Source organism: Bacteroides sp. AF39-11AC, assembly GCF_003474285.1.
Taxonomy (GTDB): domain Bacteria; phylum Bacteroidota; class Bacteroidia; order Bacteroidales; family Bacteroidaceae; genus Bacteroides.
In genome coordinates this window covers 16,684-40,576 of sequence record NZ_QROH01000009.1, presented here as the reverse complement: position 1 = coordinate 40,576, position 23,893 = coordinate 16,684, and the positions used below count along the sequence as shown (strand labels likewise).

At 40.0% G+C, this 23,893-nt stretch carries 18 protein-coding genes and 2 tRNA genes; 15 read left to right on the top strand and 5 right to left on the bottom strand.

The window, feature by feature from the left end; all coding sequences use genetic code 11:
* Positions 1–8: 8 nt before the first annotated feature.
* Both DW036_RS19295 and DW036_RS19290 read right to left on the bottom strand, forming a co-directional pair.
* A complete protein-coding gene (locus tag DW036_RS19295; protein ID WP_118465832.1) occupies positions 9–1,046 on the bottom strand; it encodes a YncE family protein in 1,038 nt (345 codons plus the stop codon).
* Between the two features lie 10 nt (positions 1,047–1,056).
* Positions 1,057–3,132, bottom strand: coding sequence for a hypothetical protein (locus DW036_RS19290; protein WP_118465831.1), 2,076 nt, complete (start codon positions 3,130–3,132; stop codon positions 1,057–1,059).
* 363 nt (positions 3,133–3,495) lie between these two features.
* On the opposite strand from DW036_RS19290, the gene DW036_RS19285 reads away from it, so the two are divergent.
* The 12 genes from DW036_RS19285 to DW036_RS19225 all read left to right on the top strand — a co-directional run bounded on the left by DW036_RS19285 (position 3,496) and on the right by DW036_RS19225 (position 17,562).
* Positions 3,496–4,104: a DsbA family protein gene (locus DW036_RS19285; protein ID WP_118465830.1), complete on the top strand. Its 609-nt coding sequence runs from the start codon at positions 3,496–3,498 to the stop codon at positions 4,102–4,104.
* A gap of 208 nt (positions 4,105–4,312) precedes the next feature.
* Positions 4,313–7,168 (top strand): RHS repeat domain-containing protein, encoded by a 2,856-nt coding sequence (locus DW036_RS19280; protein ID WP_118465829.1) that lies wholly within the window; start codon positions 4,313–4,315, stop codon positions 7,166–7,168.
* Between the two features lie 75 nt (positions 7,169–7,243).
* Complete coding sequence (locus tag DW036_RS19275; RefSeq protein WP_118465828.1) at positions 7,244–8,401, top strand: T9SS type A sorting domain-containing protein; 1,158 nt, start codon at positions 7,244–7,246, stop codon at positions 8,399–8,401.
* 34 nt (positions 8,402–8,435) lie between these two features.
* A complete protein-coding gene (locus DW036_RS19270) occupies positions 8,436–11,717 on the top strand; it encodes a DUF6443 domain-containing protein (RefSeq protein WP_118465827.1) in 3,282 nt (1,093 codons plus the stop codon).
* A 776-nt stretch (positions 11,718–12,493) separates the two neighbouring features.
* Positions 12,494–12,721 carry a hypothetical protein gene (locus DW036_RS19260; RefSeq protein WP_118465825.1) on the top strand — a complete coding sequence of 76 codons (228 nt, stop codon included), beginning with the start codon at positions 12,494–12,496 and terminating at the stop codon, positions 12,719–12,721.
* A gap of 190 nt (positions 12,722–12,911) precedes the next feature.
* Complete coding sequence (locus DW036_RS19255; protein ID WP_118465824.1) at positions 12,912–13,379, top strand: DsbA family protein; 468 nt, start codon at positions 12,912–12,914, stop codon at positions 13,377–13,379.
* A gap of 82 nt (positions 13,380–13,461) precedes the next feature.
* Positions 13,462–13,692 carry a DUF4248 domain-containing protein gene (locus DW036_RS19250; RefSeq protein ID WP_187374648.1) on the top strand — a complete coding sequence of 77 codons (231 nt, stop codon included), beginning with the start codon at positions 13,462–13,464 and terminating at the stop codon, positions 13,690–13,692.
* A gap of 258 nt (positions 13,693–13,950) precedes the next feature.
* Positions 13,951–14,499 carry a DUF4738 domain-containing protein gene (locus DW036_RS19245; RefSeq protein ID WP_118465823.1) on the top strand — a complete coding sequence of 183 codons (549 nt, stop codon included), beginning with the start codon at positions 13,951–13,953 and terminating at the stop codon, positions 14,497–14,499.
* Positions 14,500–14,548: 49 nt separating this feature from the next.
* A complete protein-coding gene (locus DW036_RS19240) occupies positions 14,549–15,226 on the top strand; it encodes a response regulator transcription factor (protein WP_007665570.1) in 678 nt (225 codons plus the stop codon).
* Positions 15,223–16,512 carry a HAMP domain-containing sensor histidine kinase gene (locus DW036_RS19235; RefSeq protein WP_118465822.1) on the top strand — a complete coding sequence of 430 codons (1,290 nt, stop codon included), beginning with the start codon at positions 15,223–15,225 and terminating at the stop codon, positions 16,510–16,512. Before DW036_RS19240 ends, DW036_RS19235 begins: the two co-directional genes overlap by 4 nt.
* 97 nt (positions 16,513–16,609) lie before the next feature.
* Positions 16,610–17,047, top strand: coding sequence for a PepSY-like domain-containing protein (locus DW036_RS19230; RefSeq protein WP_007665568.1), 438 nt, complete (start codon positions 16,610–16,612; stop codon positions 17,045–17,047).
* A gap of 14 nt (positions 17,048–17,061) precedes the next feature.
* Complete coding sequence (locus DW036_RS19225) at positions 17,062–17,562, top strand: PepSY-like domain-containing protein (RefSeq protein ID WP_118465995.1); 501 nt, start codon at positions 17,062–17,064, stop codon at positions 17,560–17,562.
* Between the two features lie 83 nt (positions 17,563–17,645).
* Here DW036_RS19225 and DW036_RS19220 read toward each other — a convergent pair whose 3' ends face one another.
* The gene (locus DW036_RS19220; protein ID WP_118420936.1) at positions 17,646–18,863 is read right to left on the bottom strand and encodes an L-serine ammonia-lyase; all 1,218 of its coding nucleotides are present in this window, start codon (positions 18,861–18,863) and stop codon (positions 17,646–17,648) included.
* Positions 18,864–18,874: 11 nt separating this feature from the next.
* Positions 18,875–21,400 carry an endonuclease MutS2 gene (locus DW036_RS19215; RefSeq protein ID WP_118465821.1) on the bottom strand — a complete coding sequence of 842 codons (2,526 nt, stop codon included), beginning with the start codon at positions 21,398–21,400 and terminating at the stop codon, positions 18,875–18,877.
* Positions 21,401–21,513: 113 nt separating this feature from the next.
* On the opposite strand from DW036_RS19215, the gene DW036_RS19210 reads away from it, so the two are divergent.
* Positions 21,514–21,598, top strand: a tRNA-Ser gene (locus DW036_RS19210).
* A gap of 59 nt (positions 21,599–21,657) precedes the next feature.
* Positions 21,658–21,745 (top strand) — tRNA-Ser (locus DW036_RS19205).
* 20 nt (positions 21,746–21,765) lie between these two features.
* Here DW036_RS19205 and DW036_RS19200 read toward each other — a convergent pair.
* Positions 21,766–22,782 carry a LacI family DNA-binding transcriptional regulator gene (locus DW036_RS19200; protein ID WP_021967430.1) on the bottom strand — a complete coding sequence of 339 codons (1,017 nt, stop codon included), beginning with the start codon at positions 22,780–22,782 and terminating at the stop codon, positions 21,766–21,768.
* A gap of 177 nt (positions 22,783–22,959) precedes the next feature.
* Here DW036_RS19200 and DW036_RS19195 point away from each other — a divergent pair, with 177 nt between their 5' ends.
* Positions 22,960–23,892, top strand: a complete 933-nt coding sequence (locus tag DW036_RS19195; protein WP_118465820.1) for an aldo/keto reductase — start codon at positions 22,960–22,962, stop codon at positions 23,890–23,892.
* Position 23,893: the final 1 nt, after the last annotated feature.

Genomic DNA, 23,893 nt, shown 5'->3' with positions numbered 1-23,893 from the left:
TCCTGTAATTAATCATATTCCTCAATCACATTACGGAATATATCTACTCCGACGATTTCTCTCGTTGAGACATCTGTGACCCATAGCCGATTGTTATGAACCAACAACTTCTGTCCGCCTTTGAATGTATAGCCGGGCACTGATTTGAAAGTCAGGAAAAATTTCTTTTTCTCTCTGTCGTAGCACCGGATACTACCGTCGGATGCTGAGATGTACATCAGATTTTTGTATAGGGCTATTCCTCTGGGATTAAATTCCAGAGGAAGCGTCTGACTGGTAGTCATTGTGATATTGTTTCCTTTTTGGATAAGAGTAGTATCGATCACATGTATTTTCCGGTTGCCGTATTGTCCGTAATCGGTGAGAAATACCAATCCGGTTGTATCTACTGCCATCTGGTGCGGATAAAATCCGTTGTTTACATCGAAACCATCCAGACTTCCACGTGAGTAGTAATTTATATTCTGATATTTCTCCGCACTCATATCACTTTGCAAAGTTACTTGCAGACCATCTTTCATGCGCACTATTATGTAATCGTCTACAATAGCCATTGCATGGGTGTGAAACAACTGTGTATTTCCATGCCCCCAGTTACGGTTTCCAATTCGGGTGATAAATTTCAGTGTATGTATATCGAACACATCGATGCACGAGCCTATATTGGCGAGATAAAGCCTCTCATTAGCTACGGAAATGGCCTCTACATAATTGTTGAATGTTTGCGTTGCACCATTGTAGGCCCATGTATTTAATGAACCTATTTTCTGATGAGCGGACAGGCTATATAATTCCACACTGAAATGTCCGCTTTGAGTATTGGCTATGAAGAGAGTATCACCGTATATATATGTACAGCCGGGCATGAATTCACCGGAAGCATATCCGAGTTTTTCTGCATTAATCACCTCTCCGGCTTTGTAAGAGTAGTAATAATGTATGGATGAAGGCTGTTCCGGTTCCACTTCCCTGATTACGTCTTCTATTTTTGTCTTTTCGCATGAGAGCAGGCATAAACCTGCTAATAGTATATATATTATCTTCATTTCTTTCTTCTTATTTCAATTCATTTAATGGAATGCTTGTCACTGTACCTGTTCCACGGTTTATCACAAAAAGAGTCTGGCGGGCCAGGGCTATTTTCTCCGGATTGCTAAAAGACTTTCCGTTTATGGTAGAATAGTCTTTTAAGATGCTTCCATCCTGGGGATTGATCTCTACAAGACATTCTGTCTTTTGATTTAAAGTCACAAACATACGACCGTCCCAGGAAACCACATCATAAGCTTGCGTTGGTAACTTCAGGGTGCGGACCGGATTTAATACTTTCTGCTCACGCATGGTAGTAAGATCATAGGCATAGATTTCTTTTTTACCAATGTGAGTGGTATAAAGTATATTGTCTTTATCTATCGTCATTCCGTATGTTCCCATTACTTCACCTACATTGTTGAAACGGCAATAGTTCGGTACGCGCATACAATTATTCGTTGTGACATCTTTTTCCATAAAGACGCAAACACGTCTTTTATCACGGATGAATACACAACCGTCTTTTACTAAAGCTTCGAAAGCATGTACGGTTTGATAGCTGCCTTCACCCCATTGGCCGTTTCCGATACATGTTATAAATTCAAGTGTCGTGGCATCAAAAACATCTGTCCGGCTACTTGTATTGGTTACATATATTTTGCCGTGGGCGGCTGTAATGCCATTGGGCTCACCGGCAAATGTTTCGGATGTGCCGTTGCGTATCCAGTTTCTGATACGTCCACAATGGGTTACTTGCCCGTTCTTTTCTTGGAAGACTTCTACACTATAGTTTCCGGTAGCATTGTTGACTATGTAAATGCGATCCTGATAGGCTGTAACATCCTTAGGCTTGAAGGTTGTTTCTGTAGCTTCGGGTACGTCCGACCATTTTAATGACACCGATAATGGGGTACCGTCTGCAATGTTTTCGTTGTCTTCTACCGGATGAAAACCGAGGCCGCCGTCTATTGCATCCAGTTCCGGATCTTCTATGACGAATGTGGAACCTACATATTTAGAACTGCCGTATAGGGTAGTCGCATTTTTACGGGTATGCATAAAACGCCGTGAGTAAACAGGGAGACGTTTCTCCTGACCTAACTTCAGATAGACAGCACGTCCCAGGGTGATCCATCCGGGACCTGTCTGCTCATAGGTCATGTTACCGTCGTGCCCGTATCCGAGGCAATGCCCTATTTCGTGGAAGACGGTGTGTATGTTGTATTCATCATCGGGATAATGTTGTAGGAAACACCATTCTGCCAGACCTAAAGTACTGCCTCCACCCAAACCGTTTACACCACTGACGTGTCCGAGAAGGTATGCGCCGTGGTTTAGTACTTTCTGCTTCAATTGATCGACATTGATGACTGTCTTATTATTATCGCTATGTAGCTTTCCTCTGTATTTCTCCAGTTCGTCTGCGAATTCCTGTGAAGAGAATGCGTATGCCAGGTTTAACATCAGAGCCACGCCTTCCCGACAATGGGCTGGGCGTATCGGATAAGCCCAGCTTCCTTGACGGCTATAGGCAGAGAAAGAAACTTTATACTGAGGTATTACACCGGTCATTTTCTTATAAAGCGGATCTTCACAGTCGATGCGTAAAGTCAAATCTGCCGCACTGATATGGGGATTAGCTTTGATCACGATTGTTTTTCCGGAAGCAGTGGTGTATTCCTTGTCTCCGGAAATCATGGGAAGCGCTTTATGAAACTCAATGAAGCCGGGCACTGTTTCAAAATCAGCCAGCAGAAATTCTTCATCGTAACCGACAATGCTTGCCCAAACTTTCATATCCTTAATCGGGCGGGGGCAGAAAAAGCGGACGAAGAGTTCCTGTTTTTCGTTGATAGACACTTGTAGTGGGGCATTGACACGGAAACTTCTTTGGTTGGCATCGAACAGAATATCTTCTGATTCCCCATCCTGTAACATTAACATGGAAACTTCCGGAGTATAATCTTCCGCCTTGACTTTTATGACTCCTTGTGTACGTTCGGGAACTGGAGAATCAATATAGTTGATGATTGTCTCTTCAGAACAACTGGCTAAGAGACTGAGAATGATTAATAAAGCTGTTAGTTTAATATTTGTCATTATGTATGTGTTTTTTTATGAGCCGGCAAAGATAGTTATTTATTCGTTTTTTGCATTCATAATCTATGCTTGTCGTATCGTTTATATCTCAGATTTTGCCTTTTTATAAGTTTGTAAGAGATATAGCTTCTTGGAACAGTATAGATCATAGAAGAATTTAGTACCTTTGCCTGCGAATACTAATGCGTTCCACCATGGAGAACATTACGTCCCCTTATAAGGAACATTGCGTCCCTCCATAAGGGGACGCAATGTTCCTTATAAGGGGACGAATAAACTTCCGTTGTCTTAGTCTTTAGTCCTTACGGAAAAGCGCCTTAGCCTTCACTGGTAACTTAATTAATCAATTAAAGAAAGAAGATTATGAGCGCTTATTATGACCTTTTTGAAAGTCCCGACGTACAGAATACGGGTAAACCTCAACCTTTGTATGCCCGTTTTATCCCCAAAGGTACTATGGGGCAGGAAGAATTTATTGACCGTGTCCATCGTTTCACGGGTATTAGCCATAGTTTGCTTCAGGGAGCAATGCAAGCTTTTACGGATGAACTGCGTGATGCCCTGGCTAATGGCTGGACGGTGGAATTTGGTGATCTCGGCTATTTCACTCCTTCGCTGAGCAGTCGTAGAGTGATGGATAAGAAAGAAATTCGTTCGGCATCCGTATCCTTGCGTGGATTGAATTTCCGCCTTAGTAAACAGTTCTTTCGGGAATTGAATGAGAAAATTACGTTTGAACGCAGGCCTGCTCAGGAAGCATCGTCCGATGTTTCCGGTACTTTATCTAAGGAAGAATGTTTGAAGCTTTTGCAAGAGTATTTGCAAAAATATCCTTGCATTAATCGTACGCAATATTCCCAACTGACCGGACGCAGCCGCAAACGGGCGATTGTAGAATTGAATGCTTTCATACAGGAAGGTGTTTTGGCAAAGCATGGGATGGGGAAAGCTGTGGTGTATATTGCAGGGTGAGAAAAATATTGTTTCATCCTGAGTAAATATTCTTTGTTTTTATTTTGTCTTCTTGTTTTTTATTACTACATTGCCACGACATTAATCAATTTCCTCTAAGTATATACTTTCCCGAAGTTTATTAATGCTTGTGGCCCTACTATCAATTTGCGATAGACTACTATGAGGTTATATCACCTGTGAATTTGTAACACAAATCAATAATGCTATGAGTAAGATATTAAACACGCTATTTTTTTGTATATTGGGGATTACCCAATTTGGCAATGTACATGGTCAAACCAATGACGAATTGAAAGCTTTGAGAGATTCTCTTTTAGAAATCAATGCGTATTCTAATGAAGTTGCTTCTTTTGTTCCGAATGTAATATTACCTTCTCCGGAAACACGTGCACTGTTTCGAAGCATTGATTATTCTATGAATAATTCTAACGGGGTAATACCTATCGAAATTCCGTTATATACAATACAATGTGGCTCAATATCATTACCCATTACTTTGACCTATTCTACTACCGGAAGGAAAGTGTCAGATGTAACCGGAGCGGTTGGTTTAGGTTGGAGTTTAAATACAGGTGGCATGGTTTCACGTACGGTATACGGCTGCCCAGATGAAACTTATAATTTTCCCACAGGACTTAAAAAAGCGAATGAGTACAATTTACGAAATTTTGCAGACTATGACTTTCTTGCAACTTTAGTTCATTTTGACAGAAGTTCACCTAATTACTCGGACCATTACCTCGATACTGAATATGATATATTTTCTTATTCAGTTGGCAGTCATTCCGGTAGTTTTGTACTAAAAGAGAATCAACCTGTAATGCTAAACGCGGCATCTCCTGTTAGGATTAACACAGGAGGAGCTTATACTACCTCCATAACAGATGAGAATGGTACAACTTATCTGTTTGATAATCCGGAGTATACTACCAGCATTTTTAAAGGATCTATCGGGCAATTAACGGACTTCAGTACTGGAACCAGCCTGACAAAAGTAACATCCTGCGATGGAAAACAAGCGATAAATTTTACTTATTCCACTTATGAGTATAATCTAGGCCCTTCTACATATGACTATTTATCAATAACGGAAAATACATTAGAAGATAGACAGGAGGGAGGTGATATGGATCGTAATACGATTCAAAGCCGATATGATAGGCTTATTAAGCCCTCGACCGTATATTCCATTTATAGGGTAAACAGGATAAGTACTATAAGCTTTCCTGGTGGAACCATCACTTTTACACAAGATAATAGTGATAAAAAGATTACTCAAATGAAGGTAAAGGATACTCAAGGCAATCAAATAAAAGTAATAGATTTTGCGTATCTTAGGCTGGAAACCGGCATATATGCGCTAAAAACGTTAACTATTAATAATGTAGAGAAGTATGATTTTGAATATTTCCCCTCACAGGAAACCACATTGTTTGGGAAAGATTATTGGGGATATAAAAATAGTAGAGGGTATTTCGGAATTACAATTCCATCAATTACTTTGGCGGATGATAAGTTTACTCAAATATTTGGAGGTACTAACGATAGATTGCCGAATTTAGGAACAACACAGGACGGTATCTTAAACAAGATTATTTATCCTACCGGTGGTTGGACTCAATATTATTATGAGCTAAATCAATACAATCTTCGAGGAATCAAATCGGGAGGTGGACTTCGGGTATCGCAGATTAGATCAGCTGATGAGGAAGGTAATCTGATTATTAAGAGCTATGAGTATAGTAATAATGGTTGCGGAACCTATATGGTTTATCCAGAGGATGCCTGCCGTCCGTCTGACGATGTTTTTGTCGAATACTACGTTCCTGGGCAAACTTACTATGGACACTACAGAAGACGTTCTTTTAATTTTGAATTTAATGATGATGTATCCTACCTTGCTAATGCAGGCATTCATTATACAGCAATTACTGAATATACCCATAATGTAAGCAAAGGAGAATTTGGTAAGACTGTATATTTTTATGATAATCCTTATGAGGCTGATGCTACTGCCGAATATCCTTCCAGAGGAGTAGTAAGTCCGGTAAAAGATGGAAAAATATTTGTGAGTCAATTTAACAGTTTCTGGAGAAAAGCTAATTTGTGGATTAAACATATTTATAAAAAAAATGGAAGTGATTATGAGCTCCAGACAGAAATAGAAAATAAATATGATAAAACTCAAATAGATAGGTTATATGGTCTTAAGATTTTTACGTCTGCGGAATTTTATAATGATTCCTCTTATGGGTTGGAGAAAGAGGGAGCTTATGCCGGATATGAAGTATTTAGATTCGCAGATTACTATATTTCAATAGGAAAAGAACAATTGATATCTTCTGTAGAAACAAATTATTTTCCGGGAGGAAACATCAAAAAGCAAACAAACTATTATTATAATGATAAGGGGCTGTTAAAGAAGAATGTCGAGAGTTTCGGGAATGAAACTGTAACCAAAGAATGGACCTATTATTATGAGAGTGAGAATGAAATGAAAAGCTTGAATCTGCTATCTCCTTTTAAAGACTATACAGTTAACTATCAAAATGGAGCGGCATCAAGCAATGTTATTGACTCCAATACATATACCTATCAAAAGTGGGGAGAAAAAGCATGGGCTCCAAGCCAAATATATACTTTTTCATCGGGAAAGGATACACCTTATGTAATTTATCATAAGTATGACGATTATGGAAACCCACTTTGGATTACTGACATCAATTCAGAAGATGTCATATATGTGTGGGGATATAATAAACAGTATCTTGTTGCAGAGATCAGGAACCTTCCTTATGCTACTGTAGATGCGGCATTGAATATGAATTCATTTTCATCCGCGGTGGTTCCAGATTACTCTAAAATAGACAAACTGCGTAAGGACTATCCTAAAGCTTACGTAAAGAGTTATACGTATAAACCTCTGGTTGGCATCACTTCAGTTACAGATGTTAATGGATTGAAGACAACCTATGAATATGATGCCGAATCCCGTTTGAAGGCTATCAAGGATCATGAAGGTGCGGTTATGCAGGAGTTTATATATCATTTTAGGCGATAACATGCGCTATATCACAAGAAACTGTTTTCTATATGATTTATTTTTAATTATGTGCTAATCTTGAAATGCTATATTATGAGAAAGGTATTCTATCTTATTATTGTGGGCTTGTCATTGCCGCTCTTTATTCAAGCACAGATGTTGAATATGAGCTCAAATCTTCCCCGCAAAGGTGACCGGTTGATAAAACATCAGGTTACCCCCTGTGAGCCTGGTAAAAAAGGACATCAACAGATCTGGGATTTTAGCAAAGTAAATTTGCAGGAGGCCAATTATGAATTGACTTATACTGAGCAGGGAACTGATACCATCATTGGTACCGAACACCGCACGATGTATTATTATCATGCCTCTGGTGATTCTCTTTTTTGTATCGGTTATGAGAACCCTACGACTTTTATCACCTATCAAAAGCCGGAACTGCTGTTTGCTTTCCCTGTCTTTCAAGGCAGTAGTGTAACCGATTATTTTGATGCTTCGGGAAACTACTGTGATCAATTGAATATTCGCCTGCGAGGTAAAAGTAGAGTAACGGCAGATGCTTCAGGAATGCTGATACTTCCGGAGGGTGACACTTTGCGTAAGGTTTTACGTATTTGTACTCATCGGCAGATTCATCAGAAAATGACTCGTAAAGAAGAAATACCTGACTCACTGGGACATACTCCTTTTATTTTAGATCGCGATAGTATTGAATATTTGTTGGCCGGTGATTCTATCCATTTGGAAACTGAGACTTGGCGTTGGTATGCCGATGGCTATCGTTATCCGGTTTTTGAAACAGTAAAGAGCACGGCTTACAAATTCGGAAAAGCTTATGAGCATTTTACCACCTCCTTTGTATATTTACCTGACGAGCAGTATTATGACTTACCCTATGATACCGATAATCAGGAACGGCGTGATTTAATTGCTGATGAACAACATGACCGGGAATGGAAAGATACCGATAAAAATACAGGTGACATACGAAGTGACCAAGTTATTGATTACAGTTATGGAATAGGAAGTGATGACAATCTATATATCACCTATGAATTGAAACAGCCGGGTGAAGTATTCTTGACGCTTTTCGACTTGCAAGGACGTCAGCTGACCACTATCCAACGCTCAAACCAGTCCACTGGTAATTATAGGGAAACAATTTCCATGAACGGTTATCCAAAAGGTGAATATATCTTGCGGATAACGGTAGGGAAAAAAGTTTATGCAGAAAAAATCATAAGAGGCTAAAAGCATCTTTCCCAACAGAATAAACCGAAAAGTTATGAAACACGCTTATTATATATTATTCATTTTGATGTGTTTTCAGGAAATCTCTATAGCACAGGTTTCCTCACAAAACTATATCCGTACCCGTACGTATAATAATGGAAGTACTTCATATATAGATGAAATTTCTTATTTTGATGGTTTAGGCCGTCCGTTTCAAACTGTACTGAAAGGTGTTAAGCCTGGCGATCCGTCTGTAAGTAATCTAGTCACTCTGAAAGAGTATGATGGTGCCGGGAGGGAAGTTAAAAACTGGCTTCCTATACCTGCCTCTGGTGAATATATAGATCCTGCTACATTCAAGAGTGGTTCCATTGCTGAATATGACAATGACTCACGGCGTTATAATCAGACAAATTATGAAGCTTCTCCTCTGAGCCGAATTACAGAACAGTATGGTCCTGGGGCAGCTTGGAGTTCCCGTCCTGTAGCAACAGCTTATCTTACCAATACGACTTCCTCTCCTTTGAACTGTATCAATTATCAGGTTAGCAGTACCGGCGGATTAACTAAGAACAGTGATTATTCTGCTGGTCAGCTGTATGTCACTAAGACGACAGATGAGGATAATAATGTGAGCTATCAATTTACGGACCAACAGGGGCGTATATTACTTACCCGGCAAATGGACGGAAATGAAACTTATGACACTTATTATGTATATGATAATCGTAATAATTTAAGTTTCGTACTTCAACCGATGTATCAGGAACCTGGGGCGAACCTGGATTTAAATTCATTTCAATATAAATATGACAGTCGTAACCGTTGCATTGAGAAAAAACTACCTGGCGTACAGTCCATATATTATGTGTATGATAGGGCTAATAACTTGATATTTTCACAAGATGGAGAACAGAGGGATCGTAATGAATGGACCTTTTCTATCCCGGATGTTTTGGGACGTACTGTTTTAACGGGAACTTGCAAGAATAGCCTTAATCATAATCTTGATCCTTTAGGAACAATAGTGGTGAAGGCTGTTTGGGAAAATATAGATAATACGAGTAAAGGATATACTATAAAGGGTATTTCTTTAACGAGTCCTGTAATATATTCTGCAAGTTATTATGATAACTATGATTTTATAGGCAAGAATTCAGTTCCGACTACAATACAGTATGTCAACCAGCCTTCCGGATTTGGAAGTAGATATACGGAGAGTGCCAATGGTTTTCTTACTGGAAAAATAACAGCTGAACTTAGTACGTCCGGAGTAGATGGTTATTTATATTCTGCATTCTACTATGACAATAAAGGGCACGTCATTCAAAGCCAGTCTACTAATCATTTGAATGGCTTTGAGAAAGAATATATTGCTTATAACTTGTTTGGAGATCCCGTAAAAAAACAACATGTACATAGTAAAGGTGCAGACTCTCATAAGGAGTTGTATACCTATGAGTATGATCATATGAAGCGTTTGATTAAAACAACACATAAACTGAATGGCAATGGAGAAGTCATCTTGTCGGAAAATACTTACAATAAAGTAGGTCATTTGGAATCCAATAAGAAGTATGGAAATACTTCCTTGAATAGTAATCTGGTAAGTACTTACACCCATAACGTACGTTCATGGCTTAAATCTGTTTCTGTCGGCACCCTATTCACCCAAAATTTGTATTATAATGAATCTTATGGCGGCAGTACAGCTCAATATAATGGTAATATCTCTGCAATGAGCTGGAAGGCGTTCGGTGACAATAACCTTCGTGGATATGCCTTTAGTTATGATGATCTTTCACGTCTTGCCAATGCAAAATATTTAGTCGATGGTTCTGCTAGCTCGCACTATAACACTTCTTATTCATATGATAAACAGGGAAATATAAAGAGTTTAGTGCGCTATGGTAAAATCAGTACCACTGCTTATGGAATTATGGATAATTTAACTTATACTTATTCCGGCAACCAACTCCATAATGTAAGTGATACCGGCACTGATCCTTTATATGCAGGAGCCTTTAACTTTGTTGATGGGAATAAGACCTCCACCCAGGAATATCAATATCATAAAAATGGTAATTTGAAGTTGGATTATAACAAGAAAATAGCTCTGATTCAATATAATAATTTAAATTTGCCGAATACATTGCAATTTACGAACGGACATCGTACGGACTATTTATATAGTGCAGATGGCGCGAAATTGAAAGTGGTACACAAGACTGCCATTGCCAATGTCGTAGTTACTATGGGTAATTTAAAAGATTTGGCAACAAATGAAGTCTCACGAACTGATAGGACTGATTATTGCGGTAATATGGTTTATGAGAATGACAATTTAAGCAAGATACTTACTGATGATGGTTATATCACTCTTAATGGTACGATACCGACTTACCATTATTATCTGAAAGATCATCAGGGCAATAATCGTGTGGTGACTTACTGGAATGGGAGTCAATGGATTGCGGAACAAGTTAATCATTACTATCCTTTTGGTGGATTGTTTGCTGAGGGTATAACTACGAGTAGTCAGCCTTATAAGTACAATGGAAAAGAATTGGATAGGATGTATGGACTGGACTGGTATGATTATGAAGCTCGAATGTATGATAGTGCTTTGGGAAGATTTATGGTGATGGATCCGATGGCAGAAGAAATGTATTCGTGGAGTACATACACCTATTGCCTTGATAATCCAATAAAGCATGTTGATAAGGATGGGAAAATACCTTTGCTTGCGGGGCTTATTGGTGGTGCTACTGACTATATTATACAGGTAGCTGTAAATAAGATTGGAGGGAAATCATGGTCTGAATCATTAACAAATGTGGATACGAAGTCTATTATGGTATCAGCAGGAACAAGTATGGCTGGGATTGGATTGGGTAATGTGGTAAATAAAGGTATAAAAGCTGTTAGAATGGCTCAAACAAGTTCAAAAGTAGCGGCTGCATTAGAAATGGCTGGAAAAGTAGTTGTAGATGCAACACTCAGTGTAACATCTCAATATATTAAGGAAGGTGAAGTTAGTGGAAAAGAAGTTGCTGTTGATGTTGGCGCTGGATATGGAGCTGAAATGGTTGGTGATTTTGTAAAATCTTTAAAGCAAAATTCACCAGAAGCTAAATTGCTATATCAACAGGCTGATCATGCAAAGAGAGTTGCTGGAGATAATCCAAGAGCATCAAGGGCTGAAAAGCTACGAGTAGCAAATGAAAAAGCAATGAAGTATGGAGATAAAACAGCAAATTCAGTTAGTATTGCTATCAGTAATATTAGTAGTAGAACAGTTAATGGGATAATCGAAGATGATGAAAATAAGTAAAAAAATTTGGATTAGTATTGCATTTGTGTTTGTAATGGTTTGGTATATGGGAAATTTCAATGCAGCACTTGATTATGTAATTCTAGTATATGGCAATCTTTATTTTATTACTGATGTGTCATGTGCTTATATGAAATTGAAGATTGTCCATTTCAATTTTCGCAAAGCAGCGACAACTAGAGAATGGACTAGATTTCTTATATCAAGTGTTGTTATTTGGTTACTTTTTTTCTTTATACGATCAGAGTTCGCTTTTTTATTAGCAATACTTTTTCCTTTGATTTTATTGCCATTACTACTTATATATGATATATGTGCAACTTATATAAGAAAGTTTTTTAATTAGTATCATTTACTAGATGTGATAATAGTTAAAAGATGTTGATTCACTTACTTGTTTTATAAGTGATGAAAACATCCAGAGAAGGTGCTAACAATAAAGGATATAGGTTATGTATATAAAAAGAAGTTTCATTTATATTTTTTTTTATGGCATTATTCTTCTGGTGGAGAAGTAAAATGAAAATAGAGGCTCTTTATAAAAAGCCAGAAACTAGTGTATAGGCTTTACTAATTTCAATAATTATCTTTGTTTTTATTTATTCTTATGAAATATATAAATAGTATAGCGGTATATGCTACATTTATTTTTTCTGTCAAAATGATGTTTTTTGACGATTTTATCAATTTGGGAGTGATAGATCAACACTATGGTGTAGTTTACTTTATATTACTATTAGTATTGATAAGTTGTAGAATAATAAATAAAAGAAAGAATGGAAATAAAGAAACTGATATATAAATTTTATTATTATTCAAATATAATAGTAGATCGAGTTTTCTGGAATTATTTTATGATTATGGTTTTATATCGTTTTGTTATCAGTAAAAAGATTCCTATTTTATTGTCTTATTTATTTTTCCTCTTACTTGGATTGTATTGGGGATATAAATTGGCAAGAGCAGCCTATGATTATTTGAAAATGCATCCAGAAGATAAATGACTTCCCGCTGGCTTGATATTAAGAGTAATAATCAGGGGAATATAAAGCTCATATTAATGTGCAATGATTTTATTTCCTCTTAATTACTCCCAAGTCACCGTTAAAGCACCACTCCACTTTTACGGCATAGTATCTTTGCAACGTGATCACAAACAAAGAACAATTTATTAACTATTTAAATTTAAAAATTATGTCTATTCGCTACGTTGTAAGTAAAAGAGTGTTTGGTTTTGATGAAAAGAAAGCTGAAAAGTTTGTTGCCGAGTCGCGTACTCTTGGAATGATTGAGTTCGATGAATTATGTGAAGAGGTGACGAAAGTGGGATTGGCTCCGAGGGGTGCAGTGAAATTTGTATTAGATGCATTGATTGATACCTTGAAGTTGAATATTAACAAGGGATTTTCTGTACAATTAGGAGATTTTGGGTGTTTCCGCCCCGGAATTAAGGCTAAAAGTCAGGATAACTTAGAGGATGTAACGGCAAGTACAATTTCTCGCAGAAAGATAATCTTTACTCCGGGTACAATTTTTCAGAATATGCTGAAGAGCGCCAGCCTGACGCGTATGGCTTCAGGGAGTACCACGACTTCCGGAGGTACAACACCTGATCCCGACCAGGGGGGTGACGGAGGTATCGAAGATGATCCGTTAGGATAAATAATCTTGAATTATTTGCCTGAATACTTGACTTCGCCTTTTGAATGTTGTATCTTTACAAGCAATAAACCTAAACATTATGATGATAGAAGATGAATTTGTGTTTCAGATCCGGACATACAAGAAAAAGGAATTAGCCCACTTGTATTGTCCTGATATAACTGAACGTTGTGCTATCCGGACATTGACTCGCTGGATAAAAATGAATAAAGAACTTTATGCAGCATTGCTTTATACAGGCTATACGCCCAGGGCACGTACGTTTTTCCCTAAGCAGGTTTCAATCATTGTTCGCTATTTGGATGAGCCTTAAACTTTGAAGGCCTGAGACTTATAAAAAACAAGCAGAAATATTGTTTTATGTTAAAGCGAAAGGTTTCATTAAACTTTTCGCTTTTCTTTTTGTCTCATAAGCAACAGGATTCAATAGGTAATATAAAAAAATAAAGAAGGTATTAGTTCAAAACGGGCGGAGCATTATCCGTTCGTTTTTTTATTTATTCCGGCTTTCCCTTGTATTTTTGCCTCTCTTTTCGTTCCTTTGTTCCGTTAATTGTAAACAAATGGCAGAATGAAAAATGTATTTTACTTCTGGATATGCATAGCCGTGTGGCTGTTGTCAGCTTGTTCTTCTCAGAAAAAAGGAGATGGGGAAGATGTGCAGGTATTGATGAAAGACAGTGTGGACGCCAGCGGTTTGCAACGTATGCAGGTGTCTGATAGTAAAATGAGTTTTACTTATAATGGTAAGGAGTATCACTCGAATGTGATTCGCCGCCCGGATGACAGTTTGCCTGTTGTAACGAATGAACAGGGAGAAAAATTTGTAGATAACCGTATTACATTACGTATAACTTCCGGTGGTAAGTCTATTGTGAATAAAGAATTCACAAAAGAGAGTTTTGCTTCATTGGTGGGTGCTAAATTCTTGAAACACTCTATTCTTGAAGGATTGGTGTACGATAAAAACACATCGAAAGGCATGGTTTATGCAGCAAGCATCTGCTATCCGCAGTCCGATCTTTATATTCCATTATCAATAACTGTATCTGCCGATGGCAAGATTTCTATAGCAAAAGAAGAATTGTTGGAAGAGGTGTACGAAACAGACAGTATTTGATAAGAGATATTCCAGAATGTTTCCTAATTTATGAGTTTCCTTTGCCGGTATGAAAATCCTGATTGTAGAAGACGAACCGGATTTGCGGGAAACAATCCGCATTTCCCTGTTGAAAGAACATTTCGTAGTGGAAACTGCTGCCGATTATTTCTCGGCACTGGACAAAGTGAATGACTACGATTATGACTGCATTTTGCTGGACATCATGTTGCCCGGTGGAAGTGGTCTGGATTTGTTGCGCGAACTTAAACGACTTCATCGTAGTGACAGTGTATTAATCATTTCAGCAAAAGATTCCTTGGATGACAAAGTAGAAGGATTGGAATTGGGAGCTGATGATTATCTGACCAAACCTTTCCATCTGGCGGAACTGAATGCGCGGGTAAAATCTGTTATTCGTCGGAGGCAGGCAAAAGGGGATGTTTCCATTACGGTGGGGAATCTGTTGCTTTATCCTGATAAACGGCAAGTGGAGGTCGGGGGAGTGCCTTTGCAACTTAACCGGAAAGAATTCGATTTACTTTATTACTTTATAGTCAACCCTAATCGTGTAATTAATAAAATGAGCCTTGCAGAGTCTGTATGGGGCGATAATATTGACCAGGCAGATTCTTTGGACTTTATTTATTCTCAGGTGAAAAATCTCCGCCGGAAATTGAAACAGGCTGATGCTACCGTGGAACTGAAAGCGGTATATGGTTTTGGCTATAAACTTTCCGAGTCATGAAACTTCTCCATTATACCTACCGAAAGCTCTCGTTACTGCTACTTCTGCTGATGGCTGCATGGGGTGTGTTGTTTTATTATGCCATTATTGATGAAGTGATGGATGAAACGGATGACACGCTTGAAAACTATAGTGAGATATTGATTAATAATGCCTTGATGGACCCGTCTGTTCTTGAAACAGAGGGGACGCTGATGTCTTTTTATAAATTCCGGCCTATATCCGAAGAAGAGGCAGAAGACTATGATGAAGAGTTCTATGACTCTACTGTCTATATCGAAAGCGAAGATGAGGATGAACCGGTGCGGGTGCTGAAAACAGCTTTCCGTATGCCGGACGGACAGTATTATGAATTGGAACTGATGATTTCCATTCTGGAACGTGATGATATGGTGGAAGCCATTCTTTGGTATCTGGGAGCACTGTTTTTACTTTTCCTGATTTGTACGTCTATCGGTACGCGCCTGATATTGCAAAGTGTGTTCCGCCCGTTGCAGCGCTTGCTGGACTGGTTGCAACAAATTCAACCGGGGAAAGAGCTTCCAGTGCTGGATAATCCTACGAAGATACGGGAATTCCAGCAGTTGGGAGAGGCAGCTGTGGATATGGGAAATCGTAGCTATAAAGCTTATGAAGAGCAGAAGCAGTTTATAGAAAATGCTTCGCATGAGTTGCAGACACCACTTGCTATTGTGCGCGGCAAAGTAGAACTGCTTGCTGAGAATGAGTCGATGACCGAGCAACAGTTGAAAGAACTGGATGAAATATACACTACATTGGGTAGGGCGGTCAGACTGAATAAGTCTTTATTGTTGTTGTCCCGTATTGAGAATGGGCAATATACCGAAACGGAGGATGTTTCTGTAGATGAAGTTTTGGATGAACTATTGCCCGATTTGATGGATATATATGAAGGAAAAAAGATACATCTGGTACGTATAAAGGGAGAAGAACCTTTCGTGATCCGGTGTAACTTGTCTCTGGCACAGATTCTGGTTTCCAATTTGGTGAAAAACTCCTTAGTACACAATCATGCGGGGGGAGAGTTGCATATTGAAACGACGCCTTCTTCATTGATTATTAAAAATAGTGGCGAACATCCATTGGATGGAGAAAAGCTATTCCGGCGTTTCTATCGCAGTATCGACGGAAAGAAAGATTCTACCGGTCTAGGACTTGCCATTGCCCGTTCTATTGCTATTTCTGCTTCTCTCAATCTGACTTATAAGTGGCAGGAAGGAATGCATCTGTTTTTGCTTGTTAAAGAATCTGAAAAGAAAAGCTAAAGGCGGATATTCCCAAATCTTTCCCGATTCGCTGTCGTTATTTGCAGTGTGAATAAAAACAAGAAATAAATTAGTAACACTTAAAAGAATAACGATTATGAAGAAGATTTTATCTATTCTCGTATTGGCTATTGTGGCCGTTCAGTTCGCTTTTGCAGGTGATGTGATTACCAAAGACGCAAAGGAGCTCCCTTTGAATGCGCGTAACTTTATCAATCAGTATTTCAGTAAACCGCAGATCTCATACATCAAGATAGACAGTGAATTCTTATCTAAGAAGTATGAAGTGACTTTGACTGACCGTACAGAGATTGATTTCGACAAGAAAGGTAACTGGACGGAAGTAGATTGCAAGAAGGGTGCTGTACCTGCCGCCCTTATCCCTGTTTCCATTAAGGATTACGTGAAAAAGAATTTCCCGAATGAAATTATCACCAAGATAGAACGTAAAGGTACAGGTATAGAAGTAGAGCTTGCTAATGATTTCTCATTGAAATTTAATAAAAAAGGACAATTCGTCAGTATGGATGATTAATGGAGGGGAAAAAGATGAAGACAAGATTTTTAATGTTAGCGATGATGATGTGTATGGCTGCTGTTACGTTCAGTGCATGCAGTGACGACGATGATGATGATAAAAGCATTAATGTTCCTGAGTCTGTGATACAAGCCCTGAAACAGAAGTATCCGAGTGCGACAGGAATAGAATGGGAACAAAAAGGAACCTATTTTGTGGCCGATTGCTGGTTGGATGGAAAAGAATCAAATATATGGTTTGATCCCAATGCCAATTGGCTGATGACGGAATCGGAAATATTCTGGAATGATGTTCCTGAAGCTGTACAGACTGCATTTGGTAGTGGAGAATATGCAAACTGGGTACAAGATGATTATTATTTCCTGCTGTATCCATTGCAGCCCATGCAATATGTGATTGAAGTAAAACAGGGAAATCAGAAGTATCAGTTATTCTACTCGGAAGATGGAGGACTGATGAATACGGTAAATGTGACGGGAAAGGATGATACGATTTATCCACCGGTAAATTAGTGATTAGGGGTTAGTGATAAGTGATTAGTGGGCTGCGCCATGTACTGCAAGAATACTAATCACTTATCACTAACCCCTAATCACTATTCTCCCATTGGGCGATAGTCCTTGGCCAATCCGCCTTCGCTGGTTTCTTTGTAGAGTGATGGCAAATCGTTTCCGGTTTCTTTCATTACTTCTACAACTTTGTCGAAGGATACACGATGCATGCCATCAGTAAATGAAGAATAAAGGTTGGCATCCAGTGCGCGGGCGGCAGCATATGCATTGCGTTCAATACAAGGTATTTGAACTAATCCGCATACTGGGTCGCAAGTCATGCCGAGGTGATGTTCCAGCCCCATTTCGGCTGCATACTCTATTTGTGCAGGGCTACCACCGAATAATTGGTTGGCGGCAGCTGAGGCCATGGCACAGGCTACACCTACTTCTCCCTGACATCCTACTTCTGCTCCAGAAATGGATGCATTGGTTTTTACGATATTTCCTACAAGACCGGCTGTGGCAAGCGCACGAAGAATTCGGGTGTCACTGAAATCACGGCTTTTAGCAAGATGATATAATACTGCCGGCATCACACCGCAAGAACCGCAGGTGGGTGCGGTAACTATTGTTCCCCCTGAGGCGTTTTCTTCACTTACGGCAAGGGCATAGGAAAATACCAACCCGCGAGATTGCAAAGACTGCTTGTATCCGCTGGCACGTATGTAATAAGTAGAGGCTTTGCGGCGTAAGTTCAATGGACCGGGCAGTACACCTTCTTGCTCCAATCCGCGGCGAACGGCTGCTTGCATGGTTTTCCAGACTTCTTGCAGGTAATCCCATATATCTTCTTCCTCACACTCCTTGACGTACTCCCAGTAACTTCTTCCGGTCTTTTCGCACCATTGTAGGATCTCTATCATGTGATTCATACCATAGATATCCGGGGTATTGACAGAAGATGCACCATCATTTTCTTCAGCCAGTGCACCACCGCCTACACTGAATACTGTCCATGCATCAGTCTCTTTTCCCGAAGCATCCAATGAAACGAATTTCATGCCATTGGGATGGAAAGGTAGAAATATTTTGGGTTCCCAAATAATTTCTACCGGAGCGGCTGGCTGCAGGGTGTCGGTAATGGCTATGTTAGTCATGTGTCCCTTTCCTGTGGCAGCAAGGCTACCGTATAAAGTCACTTTAAATGAGGAAGCTTCCGGATGTTTTTCCAGAAAGATCTCAGCAGCTTTGCGGGGCCCCATTGTATGGCTGCTTGATGGCCCTGTACCGATGCGGTAGAGTTCTTTGATTGATTTCATAATTATTTTATTTATAGGTCAACGACTGTGATTCCTGCACCACCAAACTGCACATGTTCGTCGGCAAAATGCTTGATGCCGGGAACTGTTTGCAGGTATTGCCGGATAAGGGTACGCAAGATACCTGTACCTGTTCCGTGAAGGATACGTACGCGTGACATACCTACAAGGATAGCATCATCTATAAAGTAGGTTACTGCCTGTAGAGCTTCGTCACCACGCATTCCGCGTACATCGATGTCTTGCTTGAAGTGCAATTTCTTTTCGTACATGCTGTCCTGGGTTTGATTGCTGACAAAGGTACTCTTAGTAGAGGTGTCCACCTTTTGTGGGGCGGAATTTGTGCGTTCCAAACGTTCCAGCTTAACAGTGGTTTTGATACTGCCAAAAGCAATAATGGCATTTTTGCCATTTACCTCCAATACTTCGCCCACCGAGCTCTGGCCCTTTATCTTTACCATAGCTCCCGGGGTAATGCTTGCCAGGCGCTCAGCTTCCTGTTTGGCTTTTTGGGCAGCCTGTTCCTGGGCTGAAGGAATGTTGTTTGTATCTTTATTTTTCTTTTCTTTTTTTCGGTTCTGTTTTTCTTGCAATTTTTGCATTTTGAGGGCTATCTTCTCCTCTTGTTCTTTAGAGGCAAGAGCTTCCATCGATTCACGGAACTCGGTCAGTTCCTGACGTGCCTGGCGGGTTTTCTCTTTTTCAGCCTGTGCTTCCTTAATGGTGCGGATGGTGTTTTCAATCCGTGCATTGGCTTCCTGTACCAGCTGTTCTGCTTCCTCTTTAGCTTTACGGATAATCTCTTTGCGGGATTTCTGCAGGTCTTCCATTTCTGCCTGATAGCGGGAGATGGTATCTTCCATATGCTTTTCACGCTGGCGGATAGTCTGACGTTTGCCTTCCCAGTATCGTTTATCGCGTACAATATCTTGCAGATACTTATCGGCATTAATATATTCGCTACCCACAATTTCGGATGCATCTGCAATCACATCTTCCGGAAGACCGATCTTCCGGGCTATCTCTACGGCAAATGAACTTCCGGGATTACCTATCTGAAGTTGGAAAAGTGCCTGCATCAGGTGGCGGTCGTACAACATGGCTCCATTCACTACGCCTTCATGGTCTTCGGCAAAGTGCTTCAGATTCTGGTAGTGAGTAGTAATAACACCGAATGTCAGCTTTTGGTTGAAACGTTTCAGTACGGCTTCGGCGATGGCGCCACCGATTTGTGGTTCGGTTCCGCCACCAAATTCATCTATAAGGATGAGACTGCGTTCATTGCAATTCTTCATCATTATCTTCATGTTGGTGAGATGTGAAGAGTAAGTACTCAGATCATCTTCAATGGACTGTTCGTCGCCTATATCGATGAATATACTGCTGAAGATACCGGCATGGCTACGTTCGTGCATAGGAACGAGCATACCGCATTGCAACATATATTGCAACAATCCCACTGTCTTGAGGCAAACAGACTTACCACCCGCATTGGGACCGGATATAATAAGGATACGCTGCTTTTCAGTCAATTCAATATCAAGCGGAACTACTTTCTTACCGTGTTTGGCAAGGGAAAGTTGCAGTAGTGGGTGTACAGCCATAGTCCAATCCAGTAACTGCGTATTTTCCAATGCAGGTTTTATACCTGATATTTGTAGGGAAAACAAGCTCTTGGCACGGATAAAGTCTATCTCTGCAAGGAATTCATATGACTGCAATACATCGGGAATGGAAGGGCGCAACAGGTTAGAGAATTCTACTAGTATACGGATAATTTCCCTACGCTCATCTCCTTCCAGTTCGCGGATACGGTTATTGGCCTCTACTACTTCGGCAGGTTCTATAAATACGGTTTTTCCGCTTGCTGATTCGTCATGTACGATACCTTTAATCTTTCGTTTTAATCCCGGAGCAACCGGAATTACCAAACGGCCGTCGCGCATGGTCGGGGTAACGTCTTTATCTACTACACCTTCCGACTGGGCATTGCGTAAGATGCTGTTCAGAGAACGGGATATGCTGTTCATGGTGCTTGCCAATTCACGACGAATACGTGCCAGTTCGGAAGAAGCATTATCTTTTATCTTTCCATAAGGTGAAAGTATATTATTTATTTTCTGAATCAGTTGCGGAAATGCCAATATATCCTTGGCGAGATTCCGGAGGCAAGGGTAGGGGGAGTCTTCTCCTTCTATGTCATCCTTTTCTAAAAAACGCACGATGTCCCGTATCGTTTCCAACGAACGGCGCAGGTCGAAAAGTTCCTGTTCATCCAGGTACATTCCCTCTATGCGTATTCGCTTCAGTGACGGACGGACGTCGAAAAAATATTGTGCGGGGAAGTTATCTTCCTCCTGTATGATGCGTACGAATTCTGTAACGAGGTTCAGGCGTTCCTCCACTTCTTCAAAATGGTCGGAGAACGTCATATCGGCTACGCGTTCGGCGCCTAATGTGCTGAGGCATTTTTCGCTCAACAACTGGCGTATTTGGTCGAAACCTATTTTAGGTTCAAAGTTCTGTGGATATATCATGTCGCAAAAGTACGATTAATTCGTGAAAAAAATGGCAGGAAGTTTGTAGATTTAAAAATGATTTGTACCTTTGCACCGCTTTAAACGAAAAGCCTTCCTTATAAAGGAGTTTTGGAGAGGTGGCAGAGTGGTCGATTGCGGCGGTCTTGAAAACCGTTGTACTGCGAGGTACCCGGGGTTCGAATCCCTGTCTCTCCGCAGAAAGCAGCTAAATAACGGCTGCTTTTTTATTGGAAAATACTTGTCGAAATATACAAGGAGAGGTGCTCGAGTGGTTGAAGAGGCACGCCTGGAAAGCGTGTATACCCCTAAAGGGTATCCGGGGTTCGAATCCCCGTCTCTCCGCAGGTTGAGAAGCCATTTTCTCATTTCTTTCTACTACTTTCCCTTATCTGCAAATTTGTCGGAATAATCACTTGTCTGACTGTTTTATCCCCTTTGATTTGATCTATAAGTAATTGACAAGCCGTTTCTCCCATTTTATAAGTCTGGTGTGATACAGCTGATAATTTCGGTTCTACATAATTGGCATGTTGTTCATCCGTATATCCGATGATGGCTATATCTTCGGGGATACGAAGTCTATGTTCTTTAATAACCTCTATGGCGGCAAAAGCTAATGTATCATTCATGGCAAGGATGGCATCAGGTGGTTGCGGGAGAGATAATAAAGTTTCCGTAGCTATTTTGCCTTCCTCATAATCTATCTTCCGGCAGATTACCAGTTCTTTTTCGATAGGAATGTGATTGTCGCGCAGAGCTTCCAAATAACCATGCTTTCGTTTGGTTACGATATCCAAATGATTGGCTCCTCCGATAAAAGCTACCCGCTTGCTGCCGGTATCCAATAAATGTTGGGTAGCCATTTGTGCAGATTGTACACCATCTGCTACTACCGACGAAAACTGATCGGTCAGGCAAACGCGGTCGAATAGGATGAGTGGCATATTAATGTCCTTTAGGGCGGCAAGATGTGAATAGTCTCTTGTTTCCTGAGACAGGCAGGCGATAATGCCTTCTACTCGCATATTTACCAGATTCTCGATATTCCTTTTCTCGTATTCGTATGCTTCATGTGAAGTGGTAATAATAACGAAATATCCGTTAGCTACTGCCATGTTTTCTATTCCGTTCAGGATGGATGCGAAGAAATGGGTAACGATATCCGGCACAACGACTCCGATGATACGCGGAGTGTTTTTTCGCAGACTCATGGCAAAAGGATTGGGACGGTAATTCATCTCTTTTGCCAGTTTTTTGACTTTAGTACGAAGTTCACTGCTGATTTCCGGACTGTCTTTTAGTGCCCTGGATACAGTGGGAATGGATACGCCCAATGCTTTGGCGAGATCTTTGAGTGAAGTATGTTTCTGGTATTCCATTTTAAAGTCTGCTATTAGATTCACTTACAAAGAAAGCATATTCCCTGATAAAAGATGGTATGAAAGGATGTTTTTTTTACGTAAACCATTACGTGTTGTTTTTGTACTTTGCATGCTGTCCTGAAATTATTCTTGCCCTATTTTTGCCCTATCTAAAAACTTTTAAATTTAATTGATATGCAATACCATGAAATCGGAAAGACAGGGATGAAAGTGTCATCTCTCAGCTTTGGAGCTTCTTCTTTGGGAGGAGTTTTCCATGATATTAAAGAGAAAGAAGGAATTGAGTCTGTGTTTACTGCCATCGAAGCAGGCATGAATTTTATAGATGTTTCTCCTTATTATGGGCACTATAAAGCTGAAACTGTTTTAGGGAAAGCTTTGAAAGATGTTCCGCGTGACCAATACTATCTCTCTACTAAAGTGGGACGTTATGGAAAAGATGGGGTCAATACCTGGGATTATTCTGCAAAACGCGCAGTAGAGAGTGTGTATGAGAGTATGGAGCGTCTGAACATTGACTTTATCGATTTGATAAATGTACATGATATTGAGTTTGCCGATCTGAATCAGATTGTTAATGAAACATTACCGGCATTAGTCGGCTTACGCGAGAAGGGTATTGTTGGACATGTGGGGATCACCGACTTACAACTTGAAAACCTGAAATGGGTGATTGATCACTCTCCGAGTGGTACGGTAGAATCGATCCTTAATTTCTGCCATTATTGTTTGTGTGATGATAAACTGATTGATTTTCTTGATTATTTTGAATCGAAAGGAGTAGGAGTGATCAACGCTTCTCCGCTTTCAATGGGATTATTGAGCGAGCGTGGCGTTCCTGAATGGCATCCGGCTCCTGAATCACTGGTGGAAGCTTGCCGTAAAGCAATGGAACACTGTAAGGCAAAAAACTATCCTATAGAAAAACTGGCTATGCAATTTTCTGTAAGTAATTCACGAATTGCGACCACTTTATTCAGTACGGCTAATCCGCTGAATGTAAAGAAGAACGTATCCTTTATAGAAGAACCGATTGACTGGGAATTGGTACATGAAGTACGGGAAATTATTGGAGAACAGCAACGTGTAAGTTGGGCTAATTCTTAAA

Bases quoted from the DNA above. Each gene is read 5' to 3' on its own strand.
- DW036_RS19280 (WP_118465829.1), top strand. From the start codon at position 4,313: ATGAGTAAGATATTAAACACGCTATTTTTTTGTATATTGGGGATTACC.
- DW036_RS19240 (WP_007665570.1), top strand. From the start codon at position 14,549: ATGAAAATCCTGATTGTAGAAGACGAACCGGATTTGCGGGAAACAATC.
- DW036_RS19220 (WP_118420936.1), bottom strand. From the start codon at position 18,863: ATGAAATCAATCAAAGAACTCTACCGCATCGGTACAGGGCCATCAAGC.
- DW036_RS19290 (WP_118465831.1), bottom strand. From the start codon at position 3,132: ATGACAAATATTAAACTAACAGCTTTATTAATCATTCTCAGTCTCTTA.
- DW036_RS19195 (WP_118465820.1), top strand. From the start codon at position 22,960: ATGCAATACCATGAAATCGGAAAGACAGGGATGAAAGTGTCATCTCTC.
- DW036_RS19235 (WP_118465822.1), top strand. From the start codon at position 15,223: ATGAAACTTCTCCATTATACCTACCGAAAGCTCTCGTTACTGCTACTT.
- DW036_RS19230 (WP_007665568.1), top strand. From the start codon at position 16,610: ATGAAGAAGATTTTATCTATTCTCGTATTGGCTATTGTGGCCGTTCAG.
- DW036_RS19270 (WP_118465827.1), top strand. From the start codon at position 8,436: ATGAAACACGCTTATTATATATTATTCATTTTGATGTGTTTTCAGGAA.
- DW036_RS19250 (WP_187374648.1), top strand. From the start codon at position 13,462: ATGATAGAAGATGAATTTGTGTTTCAGATCCGGACATACAAGAAAAAG.
- DW036_RS19245 (WP_118465823.1), top strand. From the start codon at position 13,951: ATGAAAAATGTATTTTACTTCTGGATATGCATAGCCGTGTGGCTGTTG.
- DW036_RS19260 (WP_118465825.1), top strand. From the start codon at position 12,494: ATGGAAATAAAGAAACTGATATATAAATTTTATTATTATTCAAATATA.
- DW036_RS19255 (WP_118465824.1), top strand. From the start codon at position 12,912: ATGTCTATTCGCTACGTTGTAAGTAAAAGAGTGTTTGGTTTTGATGAA.
- DW036_RS19295 (WP_118465832.1), bottom strand. From the start codon at position 1,046: ATGAAGATAATATATATACTATTAGCAGGTTTATGCCTGCTCTCATGC.
- DW036_RS19225 (WP_118465995.1), top strand. From the start codon at position 17,062: ATGAAGACAAGATTTTTAATGTTAGCGATGATGATGTGTATGGCTGCT.
- DW036_RS19285 (WP_118465830.1), top strand. From the start codon at position 3,496: ATGAGCGCTTATTATGACCTTTTTGAAAGTCCCGACGTACAGAATACG.
- DW036_RS19200 (WP_021967430.1), bottom strand. From the start codon at position 22,782: ATGGAATACCAGAAACATACTTCACTCAAAGATCTCGCCAAAGCATTG.
- DW036_RS19215 (WP_118465821.1), bottom strand. From the start codon at position 21,400: ATGATATATCCACAGAACTTTGAACCTAAAATAGGTTTCGACCAAATA.
- DW036_RS19275 (WP_118465828.1), top strand. From the start codon at position 7,244: ATGAGAAAGGTATTCTATCTTATTATTGTGGGCTTGTCATTGCCGCTC.